The organism is Jiella avicenniae (genome assembly GCF_021390325.1).
Taxonomy (GTDB): Bacteria; Pseudomonadota; Alphaproteobacteria; order Rhizobiales; family Rhizobiaceae; genus Jiella; species Jiella avicenniae.
On record NZ_JAJUWU010000009.1, the window covers coordinates 22417 to 39696 of the forward strand.

Annotated in this window: 19 protein-coding genes; 10 read left to right on the forward strand and 9 right to left on the reverse strand. The window is 66.3% G+C overall.

The features are described 5' to 3' along the window. Nucleotides 1-106: 106 nt before the first annotated feature. From rpsT to mutM, 3 genes are all read right to left on the reverse strand, one after another. Nucleotides 107-376, reverse strand: a complete 270-nt coding sequence (gene rpsT / locus LZD57_RS10400; RefSeq protein ID WP_163462803.1) for a 30S ribosomal protein S20 — start codon at nt 374-376, stop codon at nt 107-109. A 207-nt stretch (nt 377-583) separates the two neighbouring features. Then, complete coding sequence (locus LZD57_RS10405; protein WP_233719751.1) at nt 584-1357, reverse strand: enoyl-CoA hydratase; 774 nt, start codon at nt 1355-1357, stop codon at nt 584-586. A gap of 140 nt (nt 1358-1497) precedes the next feature. Then, complete coding sequence (gene mutM / locus LZD57_RS10410; protein ID WP_233719555.1) at nt 1498-2391, reverse strand: bifunctional DNA-formamidopyrimidine glycosylase/DNA-(apurinic or apyrimidinic site) lyase; 894 nt, start codon at nt 2389-2391, stop codon at nt 1498-1500. Between the two features lie 171 nt (nt 2392-2562). Here mutM and ubiE point away from each other — a divergent pair, with 171 nt between their 5' ends. The 6 genes from ubiE (at nt 2563) to dut (ending at nt 7497) form a co-directional block, all read left to right on the forward strand. Next, the gene (ubiE, locus tag LZD57_RS10415) at nt 2563-3342 is read left to right on the forward strand and encodes a bifunctional demethylmenaquinone methyltransferase/2-methoxy-6-polyprenyl-1,4-benzoquinol methylase UbiE (protein WP_233719556.1); all 780 of its coding nucleotides are present in this window, start codon (nt 2563-2565) and stop codon (nt 3340-3342) included. A 124-nt stretch (nt 3343-3466) separates the two neighbouring features. Then, nucleotides 3467-5053: a 2-polyprenylphenol 6-hydroxylase gene (gene ubiB / locus LZD57_RS10420; RefSeq protein WP_233719557.1), complete on the forward strand. Its 1587-nt coding sequence runs from the start codon at nt 3467-3469 to the stop codon at nt 5051-5053. 95 nt (nt 5054-5148) lie between these two features. Further along, nucleotides 5149-5418 carry a FitA-like ribbon-helix-helix domain-containing protein gene (locus LZD57_RS10425; RefSeq protein WP_233719558.1) on the forward strand — a complete coding sequence of 90 codons (270 nt, stop codon included), beginning with the start codon at nt 5149-5151 and terminating at the stop codon, nt 5416-5418. Then, nucleotides 5415-5813 carry a type II toxin-antitoxin system VapC family toxin gene (locus LZD57_RS10430; RefSeq protein WP_233719559.1) on the forward strand — a complete coding sequence of 133 codons (399 nt, stop codon included), beginning with the start codon at nt 5415-5417 and terminating at the stop codon, nt 5811-5813. The genes LZD57_RS10425 and LZD57_RS10430 overlap by 4 nt, the downstream gene beginning before the upstream one ends. Then, the gene (gene coaBC / locus LZD57_RS10435) at nt 5810-7030 is read left to right on the forward strand and encodes a bifunctional phosphopantothenoylcysteine decarboxylase/phosphopantothenate--cysteine ligase CoaBC (RefSeq protein WP_233719560.1); all 1221 of its coding nucleotides are present in this window, start codon (nt 5810-5812) and stop codon (nt 7028-7030) included. The genes LZD57_RS10430 and coaBC overlap by 4 nt, the downstream gene beginning before the upstream one ends. Before the next feature lie 38 nt (nt 7031-7068). After that, a complete protein-coding gene (dut, locus tag LZD57_RS10440) occupies nt 7069-7497 on the forward strand; it encodes a dUTP diphosphatase (protein WP_233719561.1) in 429 nt (142 codons plus the stop codon). A 79-nt stretch (nt 7498-7576) separates the two neighbouring features. On the opposite strand, the gene LZD57_RS10445 is transcribed toward dut, so the two are convergent. Then, nucleotides 7577-8383, reverse strand: a complete 807-nt coding sequence (locus LZD57_RS10445) for a GGDEF domain-containing protein (protein ID WP_233719562.1) — start codon at nt 8381-8383, stop codon at nt 7577-7579. Nucleotides 8384-8747: 364 nt separating this feature from the next. On the opposite strand from LZD57_RS10445, the gene cysK reads away from it, so the two are divergent. Further along, nucleotides 8748-9740: a cysteine synthase A gene (gene cysK / locus LZD57_RS10450; protein WP_233719563.1), complete on the forward strand. Its 993-nt coding sequence runs from the start codon at nt 8748-8750 to the stop codon at nt 9738-9740. Nucleotides 9741-9769: 29 nt separating this feature from the next. Continuing rightward, nucleotides 9770-10291: a DUF6653 family protein gene (locus LZD57_RS10455; protein ID WP_233719564.1), complete on the forward strand. Its 522-nt coding sequence runs from the start codon at nt 9770-9772 to the stop codon at nt 10289-10291. Nucleotides 10292-10684: 393 nt separating this feature from the next. Here the strand turns inward: LZD57_RS10455 and LZD57_RS10460 are convergent, their stop codons facing one another. After that, nucleotides 10685-11905 (reverse strand): argininosuccinate synthase, encoded by a 1221-nt coding sequence (locus LZD57_RS10460; protein WP_233719565.1) that lies wholly within the window; start codon nt 11903-11905, stop codon nt 10685-10687. A gap of 84 nt (nt 11906-11989) precedes the next feature. Then, a complete protein-coding gene (locus LZD57_RS10465) occupies nt 11990-13027 on the reverse strand; it encodes a LysM peptidoglycan-binding domain-containing protein (RefSeq protein ID WP_233719566.1) in 1038 nt (345 codons plus the stop codon). A gap of 147 nt (nt 13028-13174) precedes the next feature. Here LZD57_RS10465 and LZD57_RS10470 point away from each other — a divergent pair, with 147 nt between their 5' ends. Beyond that, nucleotides 13175-13819, forward strand: a complete 645-nt coding sequence (locus tag LZD57_RS10470) for a LysE family translocator (protein WP_233719567.1) — start codon at nt 13175-13177, stop codon at nt 13817-13819. Nucleotides 13820-13834: 15 nt separating this feature from the next. Here the strand turns inward: LZD57_RS10470 and LZD57_RS10475 are convergent, their stop codons facing one another. Together LZD57_RS10475 and LZD57_RS10480 are read right to left on the reverse strand one after the other, a co-directional pair. Next, a complete protein-coding gene (locus LZD57_RS10475; protein ID WP_233719568.1) occupies nt 13835-14869 on the reverse strand; it encodes a COG3904 family protein in 1035 nt (344 codons plus the stop codon). 93 nt (nt 14870-14962) lie between these two features. Then, nucleotides 14963-15547, reverse strand: a complete 585-nt coding sequence (locus tag LZD57_RS10480; RefSeq protein ID WP_233719569.1) for an NADPH-dependent FMN reductase — start codon at nt 15545-15547, stop codon at nt 14963-14965. Between the two features lie 182 nt (nt 15548-15729). Here LZD57_RS10480 and LZD57_RS10485 point away from each other — a divergent pair, with 182 nt between their 5' ends. Beyond that, a complete protein-coding gene (locus LZD57_RS10485) occupies nt 15730-16404 on the forward strand; it encodes an OmpW/AlkL family protein (protein ID WP_233719570.1) in 675 nt (224 codons plus the stop codon). A 185-nt stretch (nt 16405-16589) separates the two neighbouring features. On the opposite strand, the gene LZD57_RS10490 is transcribed toward LZD57_RS10485, so the two are convergent. Further along, a complete protein-coding gene (locus tag LZD57_RS10490; protein WP_233719571.1) occupies nt 16590-17249 on the reverse strand; it encodes a glutathione S-transferase family protein in 660 nt (219 codons plus the stop codon). Between the last annotated feature and the right edge of the window lie 31 nt (nt 17250-17280).

Consider the following 17280-nt stretch of genomic DNA (forward strand, 5'->3'; position numbering starts at 1 on the left):
TCTGGCGCCCGTTCCGGGCGACTCGCCGGCCCGGCGTCCGCAAGACGTCACGAATCAAAAAAGCCCGGCCGGAGCCGAGCTTTCTCAAAGACATGAAATGCGCCGATCAGGCCTCGGCGATCGCTTTCACGCGATGCGACAGGCGCGAGATCTTCCGCGAGACGGTGTTGCGATGGAAGACGCCCTTGGAGGCGGCGCGGCGCATTTCCGGTTCGGCATTCCGGAAGGCAGCGACGGCGGCTTCCTTGTCGCCGGCGGCGATCGCCTCTTCGACCTTGCGCAGGAAGGTCCGCACGCGCGAGCGGCGGGCACCGTTGATGGCCGTACGGCGAGCGATCTTACGCGTCGCCTTCTTGGCCGAAGGAGTGTTGGCCATTGTCGTCTCTCTTTCCTGATCGGACCATGCAGCGCCAGCGTTCAGCAAGGCCCGCAGCGCACAAAAGAACGGGGCGGCGCCCGCAAGGCACCGCCAATTGGCGCGCCTTATAAGAAAGAGGCGGCCCCGCGTCAACCTTCGACGTCGCCGTCACTCCCTCGGCGGGCTTCGCCATCGGGCGGGCGGAGAGGCGGGCAGGCGGGCGCCTCAGCGATTCTTGAACTGCGGCGAGCGCTTCTGGACGAAGGCCTCCATGCCCTCGCTCTGATCCTCGGTGGCAAACAGCGAATGAAAGACCCGCCGTTCGAATCGCAGTCCTTCCGACAGCGGCACCTCGAAGGCGCGATTGACCGATTCCTTGGCGAGCATGACGGCCGGCAACGAGAAGTTGGCGATCTTGTCGGCGGTGCGCAGCGCCTCCTCGACGAGGTCGGTCGCCGGCACGATCCGCGCGACGAGGCCGCAGCGTTCCGCTTCCTGGACGTCCATGAGCCGGCCGGTGAGGCACAGATCCATCGTCTTCGCCTTGCCGATCGATCGGGCGAGGCGCTGGGTGCCGCCCATGCCGGGAATGACGCCGAGAGTGATCTCGGGCTGGCCGAACTTGGCGTTGTCGGCGGCGATCACGATGTCGCACATCAGCGCCACCTCGCAGCCGCCGCCGAGGGCATAGCCGGCGACGGCCGCGATCGTCGGCTTGCGGAATTCGCCGAGACCTTCCCATTCGGCCCACAGATCGGTCGTCAGGGCCTCGGCGAAGTCGAGCCCCTGCATCTCCTTGATGTCGGCTCCGGCGGCAAAGGCCTTTTCCGACCCCGTCAGAACCACCGCGCCGATCCTGGCGTCGTTCTGGAACGCCTGCAGCGCCTGGACGACCTCGCGCATCATCTGGATGCTCAGTGCGTTCATCGATTTCGGCCGGTTGAAGGTCACGAGGCCGACACGTCCGCGGGTCTCGACTTTGATCGTCTCGTAGTTCATGGCGCTCCACCGTCTCGACAGGCGCCGGACGAAACGCCGGCGCTTGATTTTCGCCATGCTTGGACGAACGAGGCAGCGAACGCAATACGACGTGGCAGCGCGGGTCCTGGCGGCGAAGGTCCACCGGGCATGTGGGGCGGCTAGCGCTGGCAGAGCGGGCAGAAGAAGGTCGAGCGGCCGGACTGGACGATCCGCTTGACGATGCCGCGGCAGCCGCCGCGCGGGCAGGGCTCGTCCTCCCGGTCGTAGACCGCGAAGGAATGCTGGAAATAGCCGAGCGAGCCGTCGGCCTGGCGGTAGTCCTTCAGCGAGGACCCGCCCGCGGCGATCGCATCGAAGATCGTTTCGCGGATCTGCCGGGCGAGTTCGTCGAGCCGCTTCGTTGGTGCGCCCTTCGCCGTCACCAGGGTGCCGGCGGCCCGCCTCGGCGAGAGCTTCGCCCGCCACAGCGCCTCGCAGACATAGATGTTGCCGAGGCCGGCGACGACCTTCTGGTCGAGCAGCACCGCCTTCAACGGCGCGGCGCGACCGGCAAAGAGCGGCGCCAGCGCGGCGCCGGACAGAGCGTTGCCTGTCGGCTCGATGCCGAGACCGCGAAAATGCGGATGGGCGTCGAAGGCCGAGCGTTCGATCAAACTCATATAGCCGAAGCGCCTCGGGTCGTTGAAGACCACCGAGACGGGGGTCGCCTCGGCGGTCTCCAGCTCGAAACGGACGTGATCGTGCAGCCGCTCGCTCGATCGCGGGTGGACGAAGACGCCGGGCGTCTGCGTTCCGGCGCGGCTTTCGATGCGGAACGAGCCGGACATGCCGAGATGCATCGCGAGCACCGTGCCGCCTTCGAGATCGGCGAGGAGGTATTTCGCCCGCCGTCCGAGCCCCTCGATCCTTAGGCCCTCGAGCCGCTCGGCGAAGTTTTCCGGCAAGGGAAAGCGCAGATCCGGGCGGGCAAGCACGACCCGCTCGATCCGGGCGCCCGCCATGACCGGCTCGAGGCCGCGCCGCACGGTCTCCACCTCTGGCAATTCCGGCATGTGCGCTTAAGTCCTCTGCTCGAACGGGGGCCTCGATGTCGCCTCTTGGCGGGGCGCGAAGAAGCCGTTAGGCCGGTCTCGCGCGACGTCTCCTCGCTGCCCGCCAGGCGATGAGTCGGGTGCGCGCAATATCCGCATCGAAGCGATGCGTTGCAACGAAGGTCGAATGTCATGTCGCAGTCGCGCGTCACCGGAGCCGAAGCCATGGAGACGGCCTATGGCTATGCGACCGTCAGCGGCCGGGGCGAGAAGCAGGAGCGCGTCAACGAGGTCTTCCATCGTGTCGCCGAACGCTACGACCTGATGAACGACCTGATGTCCGGCGGTCTGCACAGGGCCTGGAAGGCGGCGATGGTCGCATGGCTCAGCCCGCCGCACCGGCCGGAATACCGCTTCCTCGACGTGGCCGGCGGCACCGGCGACGTCGCCTTCCGGATCGTCGAGGCGACGCGCCGGCGGGCCCACGGCACCGTTCTCGACATCAATGCCTCGATGCTCGCCGTCGGGGCGGAGCGGGCGATCAAGAAGAAGCTCGGGGAGAACCTCACCTTCACCGAGGGCAATGCCGAGGAACTGCCCCTGCCGGACAACCACTTCGACGCCTATACGATCGCCTTCGGCATCCGCAACGTACCGCGGATCGGGGAGGCGCTGAAGGAGGCCTATCGCGTGCTGAAGCCCGGGGGCCGGTTCATGTGCCTCGAATTCTCCGAAGTCGACCTGCCGGTTCTCGACAAGGTCTACGATGCGTGGTCCTTCCAGGCGATCCCGCGGATCGGGGAGATCGTCGCGCGCGACCGCGAATCCTATGCCTATCTGGTGGAGTCGATCCGCCGGTTCCCGAACCAGGCGAACTTCGCCGCGGCGATCGGAGAGGCCGGTTTCGAGCGCGTCGACTACCGCAATCTCTCCGGCGGAATCGCCGCCATCCATTCGGGATGGAAGCTCTGACGCCGGTGACGCTTGCAGTCGACATCGCACCGCCGGACCGCTCCGTGCCTGATGGGATCCTTGGAGGGGAGGCGCGAATGGCTCCGATCGCGCCCAAGTTCGGCCGGTTGAGGCGGCAAGGATCGTGACCAATCCGATCTCCGGAACCTTCGCGCTCGTCAGGGCCGCCTACGTGCTGGCGCGTGAAGGCGTCGTCGGCGCCTTTCCCCCCGAGGGGCTGCCGGCCGGCGCCAAACTGCTGCACCGTCTCGCGCGGCTGATCCAGCGCGGCTCGACGAAGGGCAGGGACCGCTCCGACCGGCTGTCGCGGGCGCTGCACCGTCTGGGTCCCTCCTATGTGAAGCTCGGCCAGTTCCTGGCGACGCGCCCGGACATCGTCGGCGCGGACATCGCCGGCGAACTGGGCGCACTGCAGGACAAGGTGCCGCCCTTCGAGCGCCACCTCGCCGTCGCCGAAATCGAGACGACCCTCGGCCGGCCGCTCGGCGACCTTTTCCTCGATCTCGGCGAGGTCGTGGGCGCGGCTTCGATCGCCCAGGTCTACAAGGCGCGGATCCGCAACCCGGACGGCACCGAGCGCTTCGCCGCGGTCAAGGTGATCCGCCCTGGCATCCGGGCGCGCTTTCGCCGCGAGCTCGACACGTTCCGCTTCATCGCCGACTTTCTCGAGCGCTTCGTCGAATCCTCCCGCCGGCTGCGGCCGGTCGCCGTGGTCGAGACGCTCACCCAGTCCACCCGCATCGAGATGGATCTGCGGCTCGAGGCGGCGGCGTCTTCGGAAATGGCCGAGAACGTCGCCAGGGACAAAGGCTTCCGCGTTCCGGCGATCGACTGGGAGCGCACCGGCCGCGACGTCATCACCATGGAGTGGATCGACGGGATCAAGCTTTCGGACGTCGGCGCGGTGGTCGCCGCCGGCCACGACACCAAGAAGATCGGCGTCACGGTCGTCCAGTCGTTCCTGCGCCATGCGATGCGCGACGGCTTCTTCCACGCCGACATGCATCAGGGCAATCTGTTCATCGCGCCGGACGGCACGATCGTCGCGGTCGACCTCGGCATCGTCGGCCGGCTGAGCCGGGACTCCAAGCGTTTCCTCGCCGAGATCCTCTACGGCTTCATCCAGCGCGACTACCGTCGCGTGGCCGAGGTTCATTTCGAGGCCGGCTACGTGCCGCGCACCCAGGACGTCGCGAGCTTCGCCCAGGCGCTGAGGGCGATCGGCGAGCCGATCTACGGCCAACCGGCCGAGACGATCTCGATGGGGCACCTGTTGTCGCTGCTCTTCGAGGTCACCCAGCTGTTCGAAATGCAGACGCGGCCCGAGCTGGTGCTTCTGCAGAAGACCATGGTGGTGGTCGAAGGCGTCGCGCGCAGCTTCGATCCGAAGTTCAACATGTGGGTCGCCGCCGAACCGGTGGTCTCCGACTACATCATGACCGAGCTCGGCCCCGCCGCGAAGCTCCAGGAGGCGCGCGACGGCCTGGAGGCCGGGCTGAAGCTTCTGCGCAAGGCGCCCGAACTCGCCGTCGGCCTGGAGGTCCTCAGTCGCGAACTCCCCGAACTGATCGAGAACGGCATCCGCCTCAACGACGATACGCTCTACGACCTCGTCCAGGACGGCAAGGCGAGCATCATTCTCGGCCATGTCGAGCGCTGGGTCATCGCCCTGGCGCTGGTGACGATCGCCGGTGCGCTGGTCTTCGGCTGAGGCGGGCGCCGGCGCGTTGCCCGGCGTGCGGTCCGTGGTTAAATAGGACCGGGCGAAATCGCGATGGTGGCGGTTGAGCGTGGGCGGAGGTTCCCATGGCGAGCTTGACGATCGACGATCTGGACGACGACGTGATGCGCCGGCTCGAGGCGCGCGCGAAAGAACACGGTCGCTCGCCGGCGGACGAAGTGCGGGCGTTGATTTCCTCGAAAATCGACGCCGAGCCGGCCGGCGCAACGGCTTTGCGCGACTGGGACGACGACAAGGAGCGGCGGCTTCAGAGGATCCTTTCTCTTGGCCGGAAGCCGCATCAGCCCTTTGATCAGAAAGCCTATACCGACGAGCTCTGGAGCTTCGTCGAGTGATCGTCGTCGACAGTTCCGCGCTGTTTTCCTTGGTGGCCGGTGAAGCCGACGCGTCCAACTTCGCCAGGATCATGCTGACGAACGAGATTGCGATGTCAGCGGCGACGCGCCTGGAAGTCGATATCGTCGTCCATGGCAGGCTCGGTCGGGACGGTACGGTGCGGTTGACTGAAATTTTGAGAGAGGTCGATCTGAAGATCGTCAGCTTCACTGAAGCCCATACAGCCATCGCCGCGGAAGCCTATCGGAAGTACGGCCGCGGCTCCGGCAGCCCCGCGAAACTCAATTTCGGCGACTGCTTTTCCTATGCTCTCGCCCGCTCGCTCGACGTGCCGCTGCTCTTCAAGGGTGACGACTTTTCCGCCACCGACGTGACTGCGGCGCTTTCGGCATGAGTGCGCTCGCCGGAAAGCGCATCCTGCTGGTCATCGGTGGGGGAATCGCCGCGTACAAGACACTCGACCTCATCCGACGGCTCAGGGAGCGAGGCGCCAGCGTCACGCCGGTGATGACGCAGGCTGCCGCCGAGTTCGTGACGCCGCTGTCGGTCGGCGCTCTCGCCGCCACCAGGGTCTATTCCGATCTCTTCGACCGAGAGGACGAACAGGATGTCGGCCACATCCGGCTCGCGCGCGAGCACGATCTCGTCGTCCTCGCGCCGGCGACCGCCGACCGCATGGCGCGGCTTGCGAACGGGCTCGCCGACGATCTCGCCGGGGCGGTTCTTCTGGCGACGCGGGCGCCGGTTCTGATGGCACCGGCGATGAACCCTTCGATGTGGGACCATCCGGCGACCCGCCGCAATCTGGCGCAACTCGTCGCGGACGGTGTTCGCCTCGTCGGCCCCGGCACCGGCGAGATGGCCGAGAGGGGCGAGGCCGGCACCGGCCGCATGGCCGAGCCGCTGGAAATCGTCGCCGCCGCCGCAGCCAGCCTGGTGCCGGCGGCGCGGCCCCTCGACGGCCTCTCGGCGATCGTCACCTCCGGCCCGACGCACGAACCGATCGATCCCGTCCGCTACATCGCCAACCGTTCGTCCGGTCGCCAGGGCCACGCCATCGCCGCCGCCCTGCGCGACGCCGGCGCGAAGGTCACGCTCGTCTCGGGGCCGGTGACGCTGCCGGATCCGGAGGGGATCGCGACGCGCCACGTCGAGACGGCGGCGGAAATGCTCGCCGCGGTCGAGACCGCGCTGCCGGCCGACATCGCCGTCTTCGTCGCCGCCGTCGCAGACTGGCGGGTCGCGGCCGAGAGCAATCGCAAGATCAAGAAGACCGCCGAAGGTCCTCCGGCGCTCGCCCTCGCCGAGAACCCGGACATTCTCGCCACGATCGGCCATCACGCGATGCGGCCGCGCCTCGTCGTCGGCTTTGCGGCGGAAACCGACGATCTCCTGGCCAATGCCCGGAAAAAACTGGAAAGAAAGGGCGCCGATGCCATCCTTGCCAACGACGTCTCGCCGCAGGGCGGTGTGATGGGCGGCAGCGAGAACACCATCCGCCTCGTCACCATCGAGGGGGTCGATGAGTGGCCGAAGCTCGCCAAGGAGGCGGCGGCGGAACGGCTGGCGGAATGGATTGCGGCGCGGCTCGGGCGGGGCGGGCGCCAATGACCCCGTCACGATCTCCGGGCCCCGTAACCGTCCGAGTCATGCGGCTCGATCACGGCCGGGATGCCAAGTTTCCGGCTTATGCCAGCGAAGGGGCTGCCGGAGCCGATCTCTCCGCAGCCCTTCGAATGCCGCTGACGCTCGCGCCCGGCGAGCGCGCTTTGGTGCCGACGGGGCTGGCGGTCGAGCTTCCCGAAGGGTTCGAGATGCAGATCCGGCCGCGCTCCGGCCTTGCGGCGCGCCAGGGGGTGACGGTGCTCAACAGCCCCGGCACGATCGACAGCGACTATCGCGGCGAGGTGAAGGTGCTCTTGATCAATCTCGGCGCCGAAGCCGTGACGATTTCGAATGGCGACCGGATCGCCCAGGCGGTGATCGCCCCGGTGACGCGGGCGGAGTTCGTGTCGGCCGAGGTGCTTTCAGGCTCGGCCCGGGGCGAGGGGGGCTTCGGCTCGACCGGGCGGAACTGAAGCCGGCCATGGCGGCCGGCTGAACGCGTTCCCGTCGACGGCCGTCCATCTCGGAAGAATCCTCCGGGCGGCCTGCCGTTCAGCGCGCCAGGGGCGCGGCTGCGGCCGGCAGTCCGTCGATGCCGCGCAGACGGCCGTGCCCATGGGTGGTGATCGCCGTGATGGTGCAGCGGTTCCGCCCGCCTTCCTTGGCGCGGTAGAGATTGGCGTCCGCCGCCTCGTAGACCCGTGCGAAGGGCTGCGGAGAGCGCATGAAGACGCCGCCGATCGAGACGGAGAGCTGTGCGCCCTTGGTGCCCGAGCCGACATAGAGCCGGTTGATCGCGGCGCGAAGACGCTCGGCCACCATCTCGCCCTGATCGACGTTGCTGCAGGGCAGCGAGATCACGAACTCCTCACCGCCGAGCCGTCCGACGGCGTCGCTCTCGCGGGTCAGCCGCTTCAAGGTACCGGCGATCTTCTTCAGCGCGACGTCGCCGACCGGATGGCCGAGGCGGTCGTTGATCCGCTTGAAGTGGTCGGCATCGACGATGAGGAGCATCAGGCCTTTGTCGCTCTGACCGAGCAGGGACCGCAGATGGCTGCGGAACCGCCGGTCGAAGCCCTGGCGATTGAGCGCGCCGGTGAGCCGATCCGTCAGGGCCGCGCGCATCAGGCCGTCATTGTCGGCGTAGAGCGAGGAGACCCTGAAGGCGAGATAGGCGAGATAGGGGAGTGCACTGGCGACCGAGATCCCGGCGGCGAAGCCGACGCCCCGGATCATCACCGTCTCGCCGAAGGGTTTGAAGAACCACAGCGCGAGGGCCGTGGTCGCGAGTGTCACGACGACCGCGAGGAGAATGAATTCCGCGCAGACGGTTTTGGTTTGGTCGTTCGACTGGTTCATGATGTCATCCAAAACATTGCGGATTCCGGCATGTACTTTGCTTGATTTCGAGCCTGCCGATAATGTCTGAAGAGAGGTTCCTCGGCGCCGTTGCAATTTCATTCAATTACTCCCGATCTCTCTTTCGAGCCGCGGGCCGTGACGCAAAGCTTTTCCCGTGATCGCTGCTGGTTTGGGAAAAACAGGCCTCCTTGCGGGCGGTCGGGCGTCCTATGTTGCGGGGTGAGCGACGTTTCGACGCAACGGCCCGCCAGATCCCCAGCGATGCGGGAGGGGTTGCGTCACGAGGCGGTCAACAAACGCCGGACGGTGCCGTCGGACGGGATATCGTCCCGGCGACACCGGTCAAAACATGGAGGACATCATGGACAAGCCCGCCACCGACAGCCTGCCGCGAACCAAGGGGCGAGGACGGATCTACGATTCCATCACCGACACGATCGGCGATACGCCACTGGTCCGGCTCGACAAGATCGCGAAGGAGCACGGCGTGAAGGCCAATCTTCTCGCCAAGCTCGAATTCTTCAATCCGATCGCCAGCGTCAAGGATCGCATCGGCGTCGCGATGATCGAGAAGCTCGAAGCCGAGGGCAGGATCACCCCGGGCAAGACCACGCTCGTCGAGCCGACCTCGGGCAATACCGGCATCGGCCTCGCCTTTGCCGCTGCGGCCAAGGGCTACAAGCTCGTCCTCACCATGCCCGAGACGATGTCGATGGAACGGCGCAAGATGTTGCGTCTGCTCGGCGCCGATCTCGTCCTGACCGAGGGCGCAAAGGGCATGAAGGGCGCCATCGCCAAGGCCGAGGAACTGGTGCAGAGCCTGCCGGACGCCGTTGTGCCGCAGCAGTTCGAGAACCCGGCCAATCCGGAAATCCACCGCCGGACGACGGCCGAGGAGATCTGGAACGACACCGGCGGCAAGGTCGACGCGCTGGTCGCGGGCATCGGCACCGGCGGCACGATCACCGGAGCCGGGCAGGTCCTGAAGGAGCGCAACCCGGCGATCAGGATCGTCGCCGTCGAGCCGGAAGCCTCGCCGGTGTTGTCCGGCGGCGACCCGGGTCCGCACAAGATCCAGGGCATCGGGGCGGGTTTCGCCCCGGCGATCCTCGACCGCGAGATCTACGACGAGATCGTCAAGGTTTCGAACGACGAGAGCTTCGAATACGCCCGTCTGGTGGCACGGCTCGAAGGCATTCCGGTGGGTATCTCCTCCGGCGCCGCGGTGCGCGCGGCAGTGGTCGTCGGCCAGCGCGAGGAGATGGCGGGAAAGAACGTCGTCATCATCATCCCCTCTTTCGCCGAGCGCTATCTCTCGACGGCGCTGTTCGAGGGCCTTGCCGACGAGAGCTGACGGTCGGGCGACGGGCGGGGGCGGTGGCGATGGACGTCTTCGCGCTCACTGAGCGGCTGATGCGCATGGACGACGCGACGTGGGAGCGCCATGCGAACCCGCTGAGCGTCTGGAGCCGGGTGGCGGCCCTGCCGCTGCTTGCCTTCTCCGTCTGGACACGGGTCTGGATCGGCTGGTGGTGCCTCCTGCCGATTGCGGCCGTGGCGCTTTTCGTCTTCGTCAATCCGCGGCTTTTCGCGCCGCCTGTCCGCAGGGACAGCTGGGCGGCGCGGGCAACCTTTGGCGAGCGCCTGTTCCTCGCCCGGACAGAGTGCCCGGTCCCTGCCGGACACGAACGGCCGGCGTTGCTCCTCACCGGCGTCTCGATCGCAGGCATCGTGCCGCTCGCCTACGGGCTGGCCGTCCTCGAGCCGTGGGCGACGCTCTTCGGCCTCGCGCTCGCCATGGGCGGCAAGCTGTGGTTCTGCGACCGCATGGTCTGGTTCTACGAGGACATGCGCGGCCGGCCGGACGAAAAAGGCCGGCCCACAACCCGGACCGGCCATTCATGAAAGTCTCGTCCCCCTGACTCCGCCCTCCGAATTCTCGGGGGCTGGAGCTACGACATTCACCCATTTCGGAAAGCGCCCCAAGATCATGGTTTTCAATGAGATCAGGGATGCCGAGGCTCAGAAACTGGGGCGCCAGCCCCAACGGGTCGTCATTCTCGGGCCCCGTCCCGAGAATCTAGGGGCGACTGCCGCTGCATCGGCCGCTTACGCCCGCTGCATCTGAAACCAACGGCGCCTTACGATTCCTGGATTCTCGGGACGGGGCCCGAGAATGACGGAGCTTCTAACTCGACCACCGCCCTTCATCGCCGAAGCCCTTTGAAACCCCCTTGCCGAGAAGCGCGGCCGAGATGTGTTTGAATTTTGCCGAGAGCCGGCGAGGGCGCTGCGCGCTCAGCGCCCGTCGCGCTTTGCCAGCGTGCGCAGCCGCAGCGCGTTCAGCCGGATGAAGCCGGCGGCGTCCTTCTGGTCGTAGGCGCCGTGATCGTCCTCGAAGGTGACGAGGGCGTCGGAATAGAGCGATTTTTCCGAGGAGCGGCCCTCGACGATGACGTTGCCCTTGTAGAGCTTGAGGCGCACCTCGCCCTCGACATGCTCCTGGCTCTTGTCGATCAGCGCCTGCAGCATCTCGCGCTCGGGCGAGAACCAGAAGCCGTTGTAGATCAGCTCGGCATATTGCGGCATGATCTGGTCCTTCAGATGCGCCGCGCCGCGATCGAGCGTGATCGATTCGATCGCCCGGTGGGCGGCCAGAAGGATGGTGCCGCCGGGTGTCTCGTAGACGCCGCGGGACTTCATGCCGACGAAGCGGTTTTCGACGAGATCGAGCCGGCCGATGCCGTTGTCGCGGCCGAGATCGTTGAGCGCCGCCAGAAGCTCGTGGGGCTTCATCGCCTTGCCGTCGATCGAGACGGGATCGCCCTTTTCGAAGCCGATGGTGATGACGGTCGGCTTGTCCGGAGCCTCCTCCGGGCTGACGGTGCGCATGAAGACGTAAGGCGGCGGCGTCTCGGCCGGATCCTCCAGCACCTTGCCCTCGGAGGACGAGTGCAGGAGGTTGGCATCCACGGAGAAGGGCGCTTCGCCGCGCTTGTCCTTGGTGACGAGGATCTGGTTCTTCTCGGCGAAATCGAGAAGGTCGGTCCGCGACTTGAACGCCCAGTCCCGCCAGGGCGCGATGACCTTGATGTCTGGGTCGAGCGCATAGGCCGACAGTTCGAAGCGCACCTGGTCGTTGCCCTTGCCGGTCGCGCCGTGGGCGATGGCGTCGGCGCCGGTGGCATGGGCGATGTCGACGAGATGTTTGGAGATCAGCGGCCGGGCGATCGAGGTGCCGAGGAGATAGGTGCCTTCGTAGACGGCGTTCGCCCGGAACATCGGGAAGACGAAGTCGCGGCAGAACTCCTCGCGCACGTCCTCGATGTGGATCTCCTTGACGCCGGCCCGCTCGGCCTTCTCGCGCGCCGGGCCGAGTTCCTCGCCCTGGCCGAGATCGGCGGTGAAGGTCACCACCTCGGCGCCGAGCTCGGTCTGGAGCCATTTCAGGATGATCGAGGTGTCGAGCCCGCCCGAATAGGCGAGGACGACCTTTTTGACGTCGCGTGGGAGTGCCATGGCTCGTAGTCTGCCCGCTGTAGAATTGTAGTTTACGGGCGTCTACACAAAACGACGGAGGAAGGGAACAAGGAGCCCGATGTGCTAGCGCCCCGCCATCGACCTCAACTTCTCCCACGCCTTGTCGGACCATATGTCGAACTTGGAGCAGTCGTCGTCGTAGAGTTCGTTTTCGGCGACCCGCCGGCTGATTTCGCCGGCAGCGAGGCCCCCGACGGCGCTCGCGCCAGCCACGATGACAAAGCCGACCCAACCGATCGGCGTCGCCATTGCGGCGATGGCGAGCCCGGCCGCAGCACCCGTCGCCAACGATCCCAGCGCCCCGCCCGTCGCTTCCGCGACGATCACGGTGCGCTCATCGTCACTCTCGGCCGTTGCGACCCGAACTGCGGTCAGTCCAACATTCATCACGCCCAGCACGACTCCGCCGGCGCGAGCCACCTTGTTGATGCGGGCAAGCTTCGCAATCTCCTTGCTGTGGGCGGCGACCTTGTTCACCGAGTGGGGGTCGATGCGCAGGACCTCGCCCGGGCGCTTGCCTGGATTGATCAACCGATGCAGTGGACCGAGCTTTGCAGCCACGGTTTTCACCCGGACGCGGCGACCATAGTCGTATTGTCCCTTGGTGATCTTGCCGATGCTCTTGTTTCCATAGAGCTGAATGATTTCGCGGATCGGCTGCCGAGCCTCCTCGGTCGCCTTCTTGACAGCGCCGAAAAACACGTCGGCGCCAGCGGAAGCGGCTTTATGGAGATCGAAACCTCCGAGGAAATCACGTTCTGAAGGCGTCAGGCCGTTCAGCCTGGCCGAAATCATTTCGCAGGCGCCTCGGCTGTCTGCAGATAGCGGTCGTGGCAGAGCGTTCTTGTCCGAGCCGACCGCGGCGGGGCTGACCCCACCCGCCGCGCGAAGCGGCAGATGGCCGGGAATGGGTGACAAGGGTGGCAGAACGATGATCTGATTGGGATAGATGCGGTCCGGATCCCGAACCGCGGGATTGTTTTCGAGGATCAGCCGCGTAACTGCCTCGCGATCCCTGAGGAACGCGGCATCGCCGTAATGGGCACGCAGGATCTTGTAGAGCTGATCGCCAGAGCGCACCTGGTAGAAGCCGATCTTCATGCGTGCAATCCCGTCAAAAAATATCGCATAGGTTGTATATTGGCGAGGGCAGACGGCGTCAAAGCCCAATCGCGCGCAGCGCGTGGAGAAAGCCGTCGCGGCGTAGTAGAGCGAAGGACCGCCAAAGCGACGACGGACGCACGAGCCATGACCTTCATCCCCGACCCTTCCACCCTTCTCGCCTTCTCCCTCGCCTGCTTCATCCTGACGATCACGCCGGGGCCGGACATGACGCTGTTCCTCGGCCGCACGCTCGCCGGCGGCCGCGCGGCGGGCATCGCGGCCTTCGCCGGCGCCTCGACGGGCTCGCTGATCCATACGACCCTCGCCGCCGTCGGCCTGTCGGCGCTGATCGCGGCTTCGCCGGAGGCCTTCTTCGTGCTGAAGATCGTCGGCGCCGGCTATCTGATCTTCCTCGCCGTCCAGGCGATCCGTTTCGGCTCGACCTTCCGGGTGGACGCGAAGGGGGCGCCGAAAGCCCGCTCGCTCAAGCGCAGCTGGCTGACCGGCATCGGCATCAACCTGTCGAACCCGAAGATCATCCTGTTCTTCGTGACCTTCCTGCCGCAGTTCATCGAGGCCGGCGATCCCCATGCCGGCGGCAAGCTGTTCTTCCTCGGGGTCTATTTCATCGTCTTCTCGGTCCCCTTCTGCATCGCGATGATCTTTGCGGCCGACGGGCTCTCGGCGGCGCTGAAGCGACGGCCGACGATCACGCGGGCGATCGACTGGGTGTTCGCCAGCGTCTTTTCGGTCTTCGCCGTGAAGATCCTGCTGACCCAGGGGCGCTGAGCGACCCTCCAGTCGCTACCAGAGCGGCCGGTCGGGGTCGTAGGCGAAGAGCGGGTCGTCCTGGCGAAGCGTCGCCTTCCGGTCGATGCCGTCGACGACGATGGTGGTGACGAAGCTCGCATCGGCCATGGCATAGCAGGCATTGCCGAGAAACCCGCCGCCCTGGCTCAGCGGCACGCGGACGGGCGGATTTTCGGGATCGGCATAGACGGGCTCGCCGACCATCAGGTCGATCGCGTCGCCGGGCGCCAGCCCCGCGAGGGCGGACCGTATCGCTCCCGCGTCCGCGTTGGCCGGATATTTGTCGTCGAGCATCTGCCGGCGCAGGGCTTCGAGGCTCGCCGTCCTTTTCGCGCCGGGTCCGACGAGCGGCTTTGCATCGGCGAAGGCGCCGATCATCCGCTGGACGGCGTTGCGGCAGGCGAGGGTCGGCCAGTCTTCCGGCAAGGGCAGGGGGTCGCCGAGGAGGGTGATTCCCAGCCCGGCGATCTCGGCCGGCGTGTCGATCAATTCCATTTCCGCCGGAGCCGTCGTCAGGAGCCTGGACAACAGCCCGCCATCGACCCCCCGCATGCGCGTCGCATAGTCGAGGAGGAGCGCGTTGACGAGGCGCGACTGGTCGAGCACCTCGTTGACCAGTTCGACCTGATCCCGGCGGCCGGAGAAGAAGCCGTGATAGCCGAGGCGGGCGCCGGGTTCGATCTCGCGGCGCACCTGATGGGCGTAGCTGCCGAAAGTCTTGCCGCCGAGAAAGGCGATGGCGCAGGCGCTGAGACAGTTTTTGCCGCGTTCGACCATCGTGCCCGCATCGGCGGCGTGGATCGCCTCGCCGAGCCGCATGCCCTCAAGCAGACTGCCGCCCGGCGAATCGAACGAGACGGTGAAGAGCGGACCGTCGATCGATGGCGCGACGGTGGCGGCGAAGCGGTCGGCGTCACCCTTTTCGATCGCGCCCGTGGCGCGGATCGCCTCGCCATCGAAGCGAAACTCCATTGCAATGACGAGGGTCGGCGCGAGACAGACCATGAGGGCGGAAAGCAGACACTTCATCGGGCGAACCGCAGCCGGTTGATGACGCAGCGTCACCTTACGCTGGCCGGCCGATGGATGCACCCCTCGGTACGACGTCTGGACGTTCGGCCCTCAATAGGGCGGCGACGTCTTCGCCCTCTGGCTCCGCGCCGCCTCGGCCCACCATTCGAGGTCGGCGGCAAAGCGCGGGAAAGCCTTTTCGAGATGGCCGCCGGCATCGCCGGTGGGGCGACCGTTGGCATCGAGCGTTGCGGCGATCGGCCCGACCGCCAGGGCGGAAGAGATCACCACCATGCCCATCTCGGACAAGGTGCCGTGCCATGCAAGCGCGGCTCTGACGCCCGAAAATCGCCCGGAAGAGTAGCTGGCGATCGCCGCCGGGCGCCAGAACCATTCCTCCAGGAAATGGTCGGTGAGGTTCTTCAGCCCCGGCTGGATGCCCCAGTTGTATTCGCCGGTTACGAAGACGAAGCCGTCCGCGTCCTTGATCTTCCGCGCCAGGGTCTCAAGCGCGTCCGGCGCCGTGCCGGCGGGATATTCCTTGTACATCCGGTCGAGCATCGGCAGGTCGAGCGCCTTGGCGTCGATCAGCTCGCAGTCGGCGCCGCGCTTCTCGAAGCCGTCGACCACGAAGTCGGCGAGGCGGATGCCCATCCTGTCGCGGCGATAGGAGCCGTAGAACACGAGGAGATTCATGTCGCCGAGCCTCCGGCGGCGTTGAACGGGGGCAAGCGCCGAGCAGGCGAACGAGCCTGCGATCGGCAGGGCAAAAAGCCCGGCCGATTGTGGCGGGAATTTGACCTGGATCAAATCGATCGCATGGCAGACTGACTAATCATGGGCTGCCCACCATCGCAGATCCTACCAGAGTCGATCCCATGAAAATCCGAAATCAGACCGCCGCGCTTCTCACGGGCGTCGCCCTTTTCGCCTTCAGCTCCAACGGGCCTGCCACGGCGGCCGATCTCACCGGCATCGCCGCGCCCGTCGAATATCAAAGCCCCTGGCAGATCCGCCTGCGAGGCCTCGGCGTCGTCACCGAAGACGAGGGCTATGTCGACGGCGTCGCCGGATCGGACCTGTCCTATTCGGACACGGTCATCCCCGAACTCGACATCAGCTACTACTTCACCGACAACATCGCGGCCGAACTCATTCTCGGCACGACCTACGCCAACGTCACCGGCAACGGCTCGCTGACCAGCATGGGTCGGGTCGGCAAGACTTGGTTGCTGCCGCCGACACTCACACTGCAGTATCACTTCACCGATTTCGGCAAGTTCAAGCCCTATGTCGGCGCCGGCGCGACCTATGCGATCTTCTACAGTCAGGACGCCGACGGCGTCGACGATCTCGACATCGAGAACACGTTCGGCGCGGCCCTGCAGGTCGGTTTCGACTACATGATCGACGATCACTGGGGTTGGAACGTCGACGTCAAGAAGATTTTCCTCGAGCCGGACTTCGACGTCGTCGTCGGCGGCAACAAGCTGTCCGGCAAGGCCAAGCTCAATCCCTGGCTGATCGGTACGGGCGTGACCTACCGCTTCTGAACCGCGCCCTGGCGGACCGTTGCGCCCCTTGTCCCGACGGGCATGGCATTCGGCGTAGCGGGCGGCGGCATGAACGGGCCGGTCGCGAGGGGGGCTGGCCCGAAGGGAGGCATGAAGCTGCGACGATGCCGGGTGGGGTGCCCGGCATCGTCGCTGACCGTGTACGCAACGGCCTCCGTCACGCCTCAAGCATAGGCATAAGGTCCGCCGCGCTTCAGCCCCTCGCGATAGGCCGGGCGGGAGTGGATGCGCAGGAGAAAGTCGCGCAGCCGCGGATGGTATTCGTAGCCGAAACGCTGGGCGGCGGCTTCGACGGGAAAGCTCATCATGATGTCGGCGACCGAAAGGTCCGGGCCGGCGAACCAGCCGGTTTCTTCGATCGAGCGCTCCCAGTGGTCGAGATGCAGCGCCATCTGCGGCTTCACCAGCATCTCGTCGACCTTTTCCATCGCGGTCTTGAGGATCGGCTTGGCGAAGAAGGGCGTCCGGTCGGGGATCATCGAGAGGACCAGCATCAGGAACAGAGGCGGCATCGCCGAACCTTCGGCGTAATGCAGGAAATGCCGGACCTGCCAGTAGTCGTCGCTGCCCTCCGGCGGCATCAGCCGCCCGTCGCCATGCTTCGCCAGAATATATTCCACGATCGCGCCGGTCTCGGCGATGGTGCGGCCTTCGTCGGTGATGACCGGCGACTTGCCGAGCGGATGCACCTTCTTCAATTCCGGCGGCGCCTGCAGGTCCTTGGTCCGCTCGTAGCGCTTGACCTCGTAGGGCGCGCCGAGCTCTTCGAGCAGCCACAGCACCCGCTGGGACCTGGAATTGTTCAGATGATGGACGGTCAGCAAGGCAGGTCGCTCCGGAAGACGAGGTGACGGG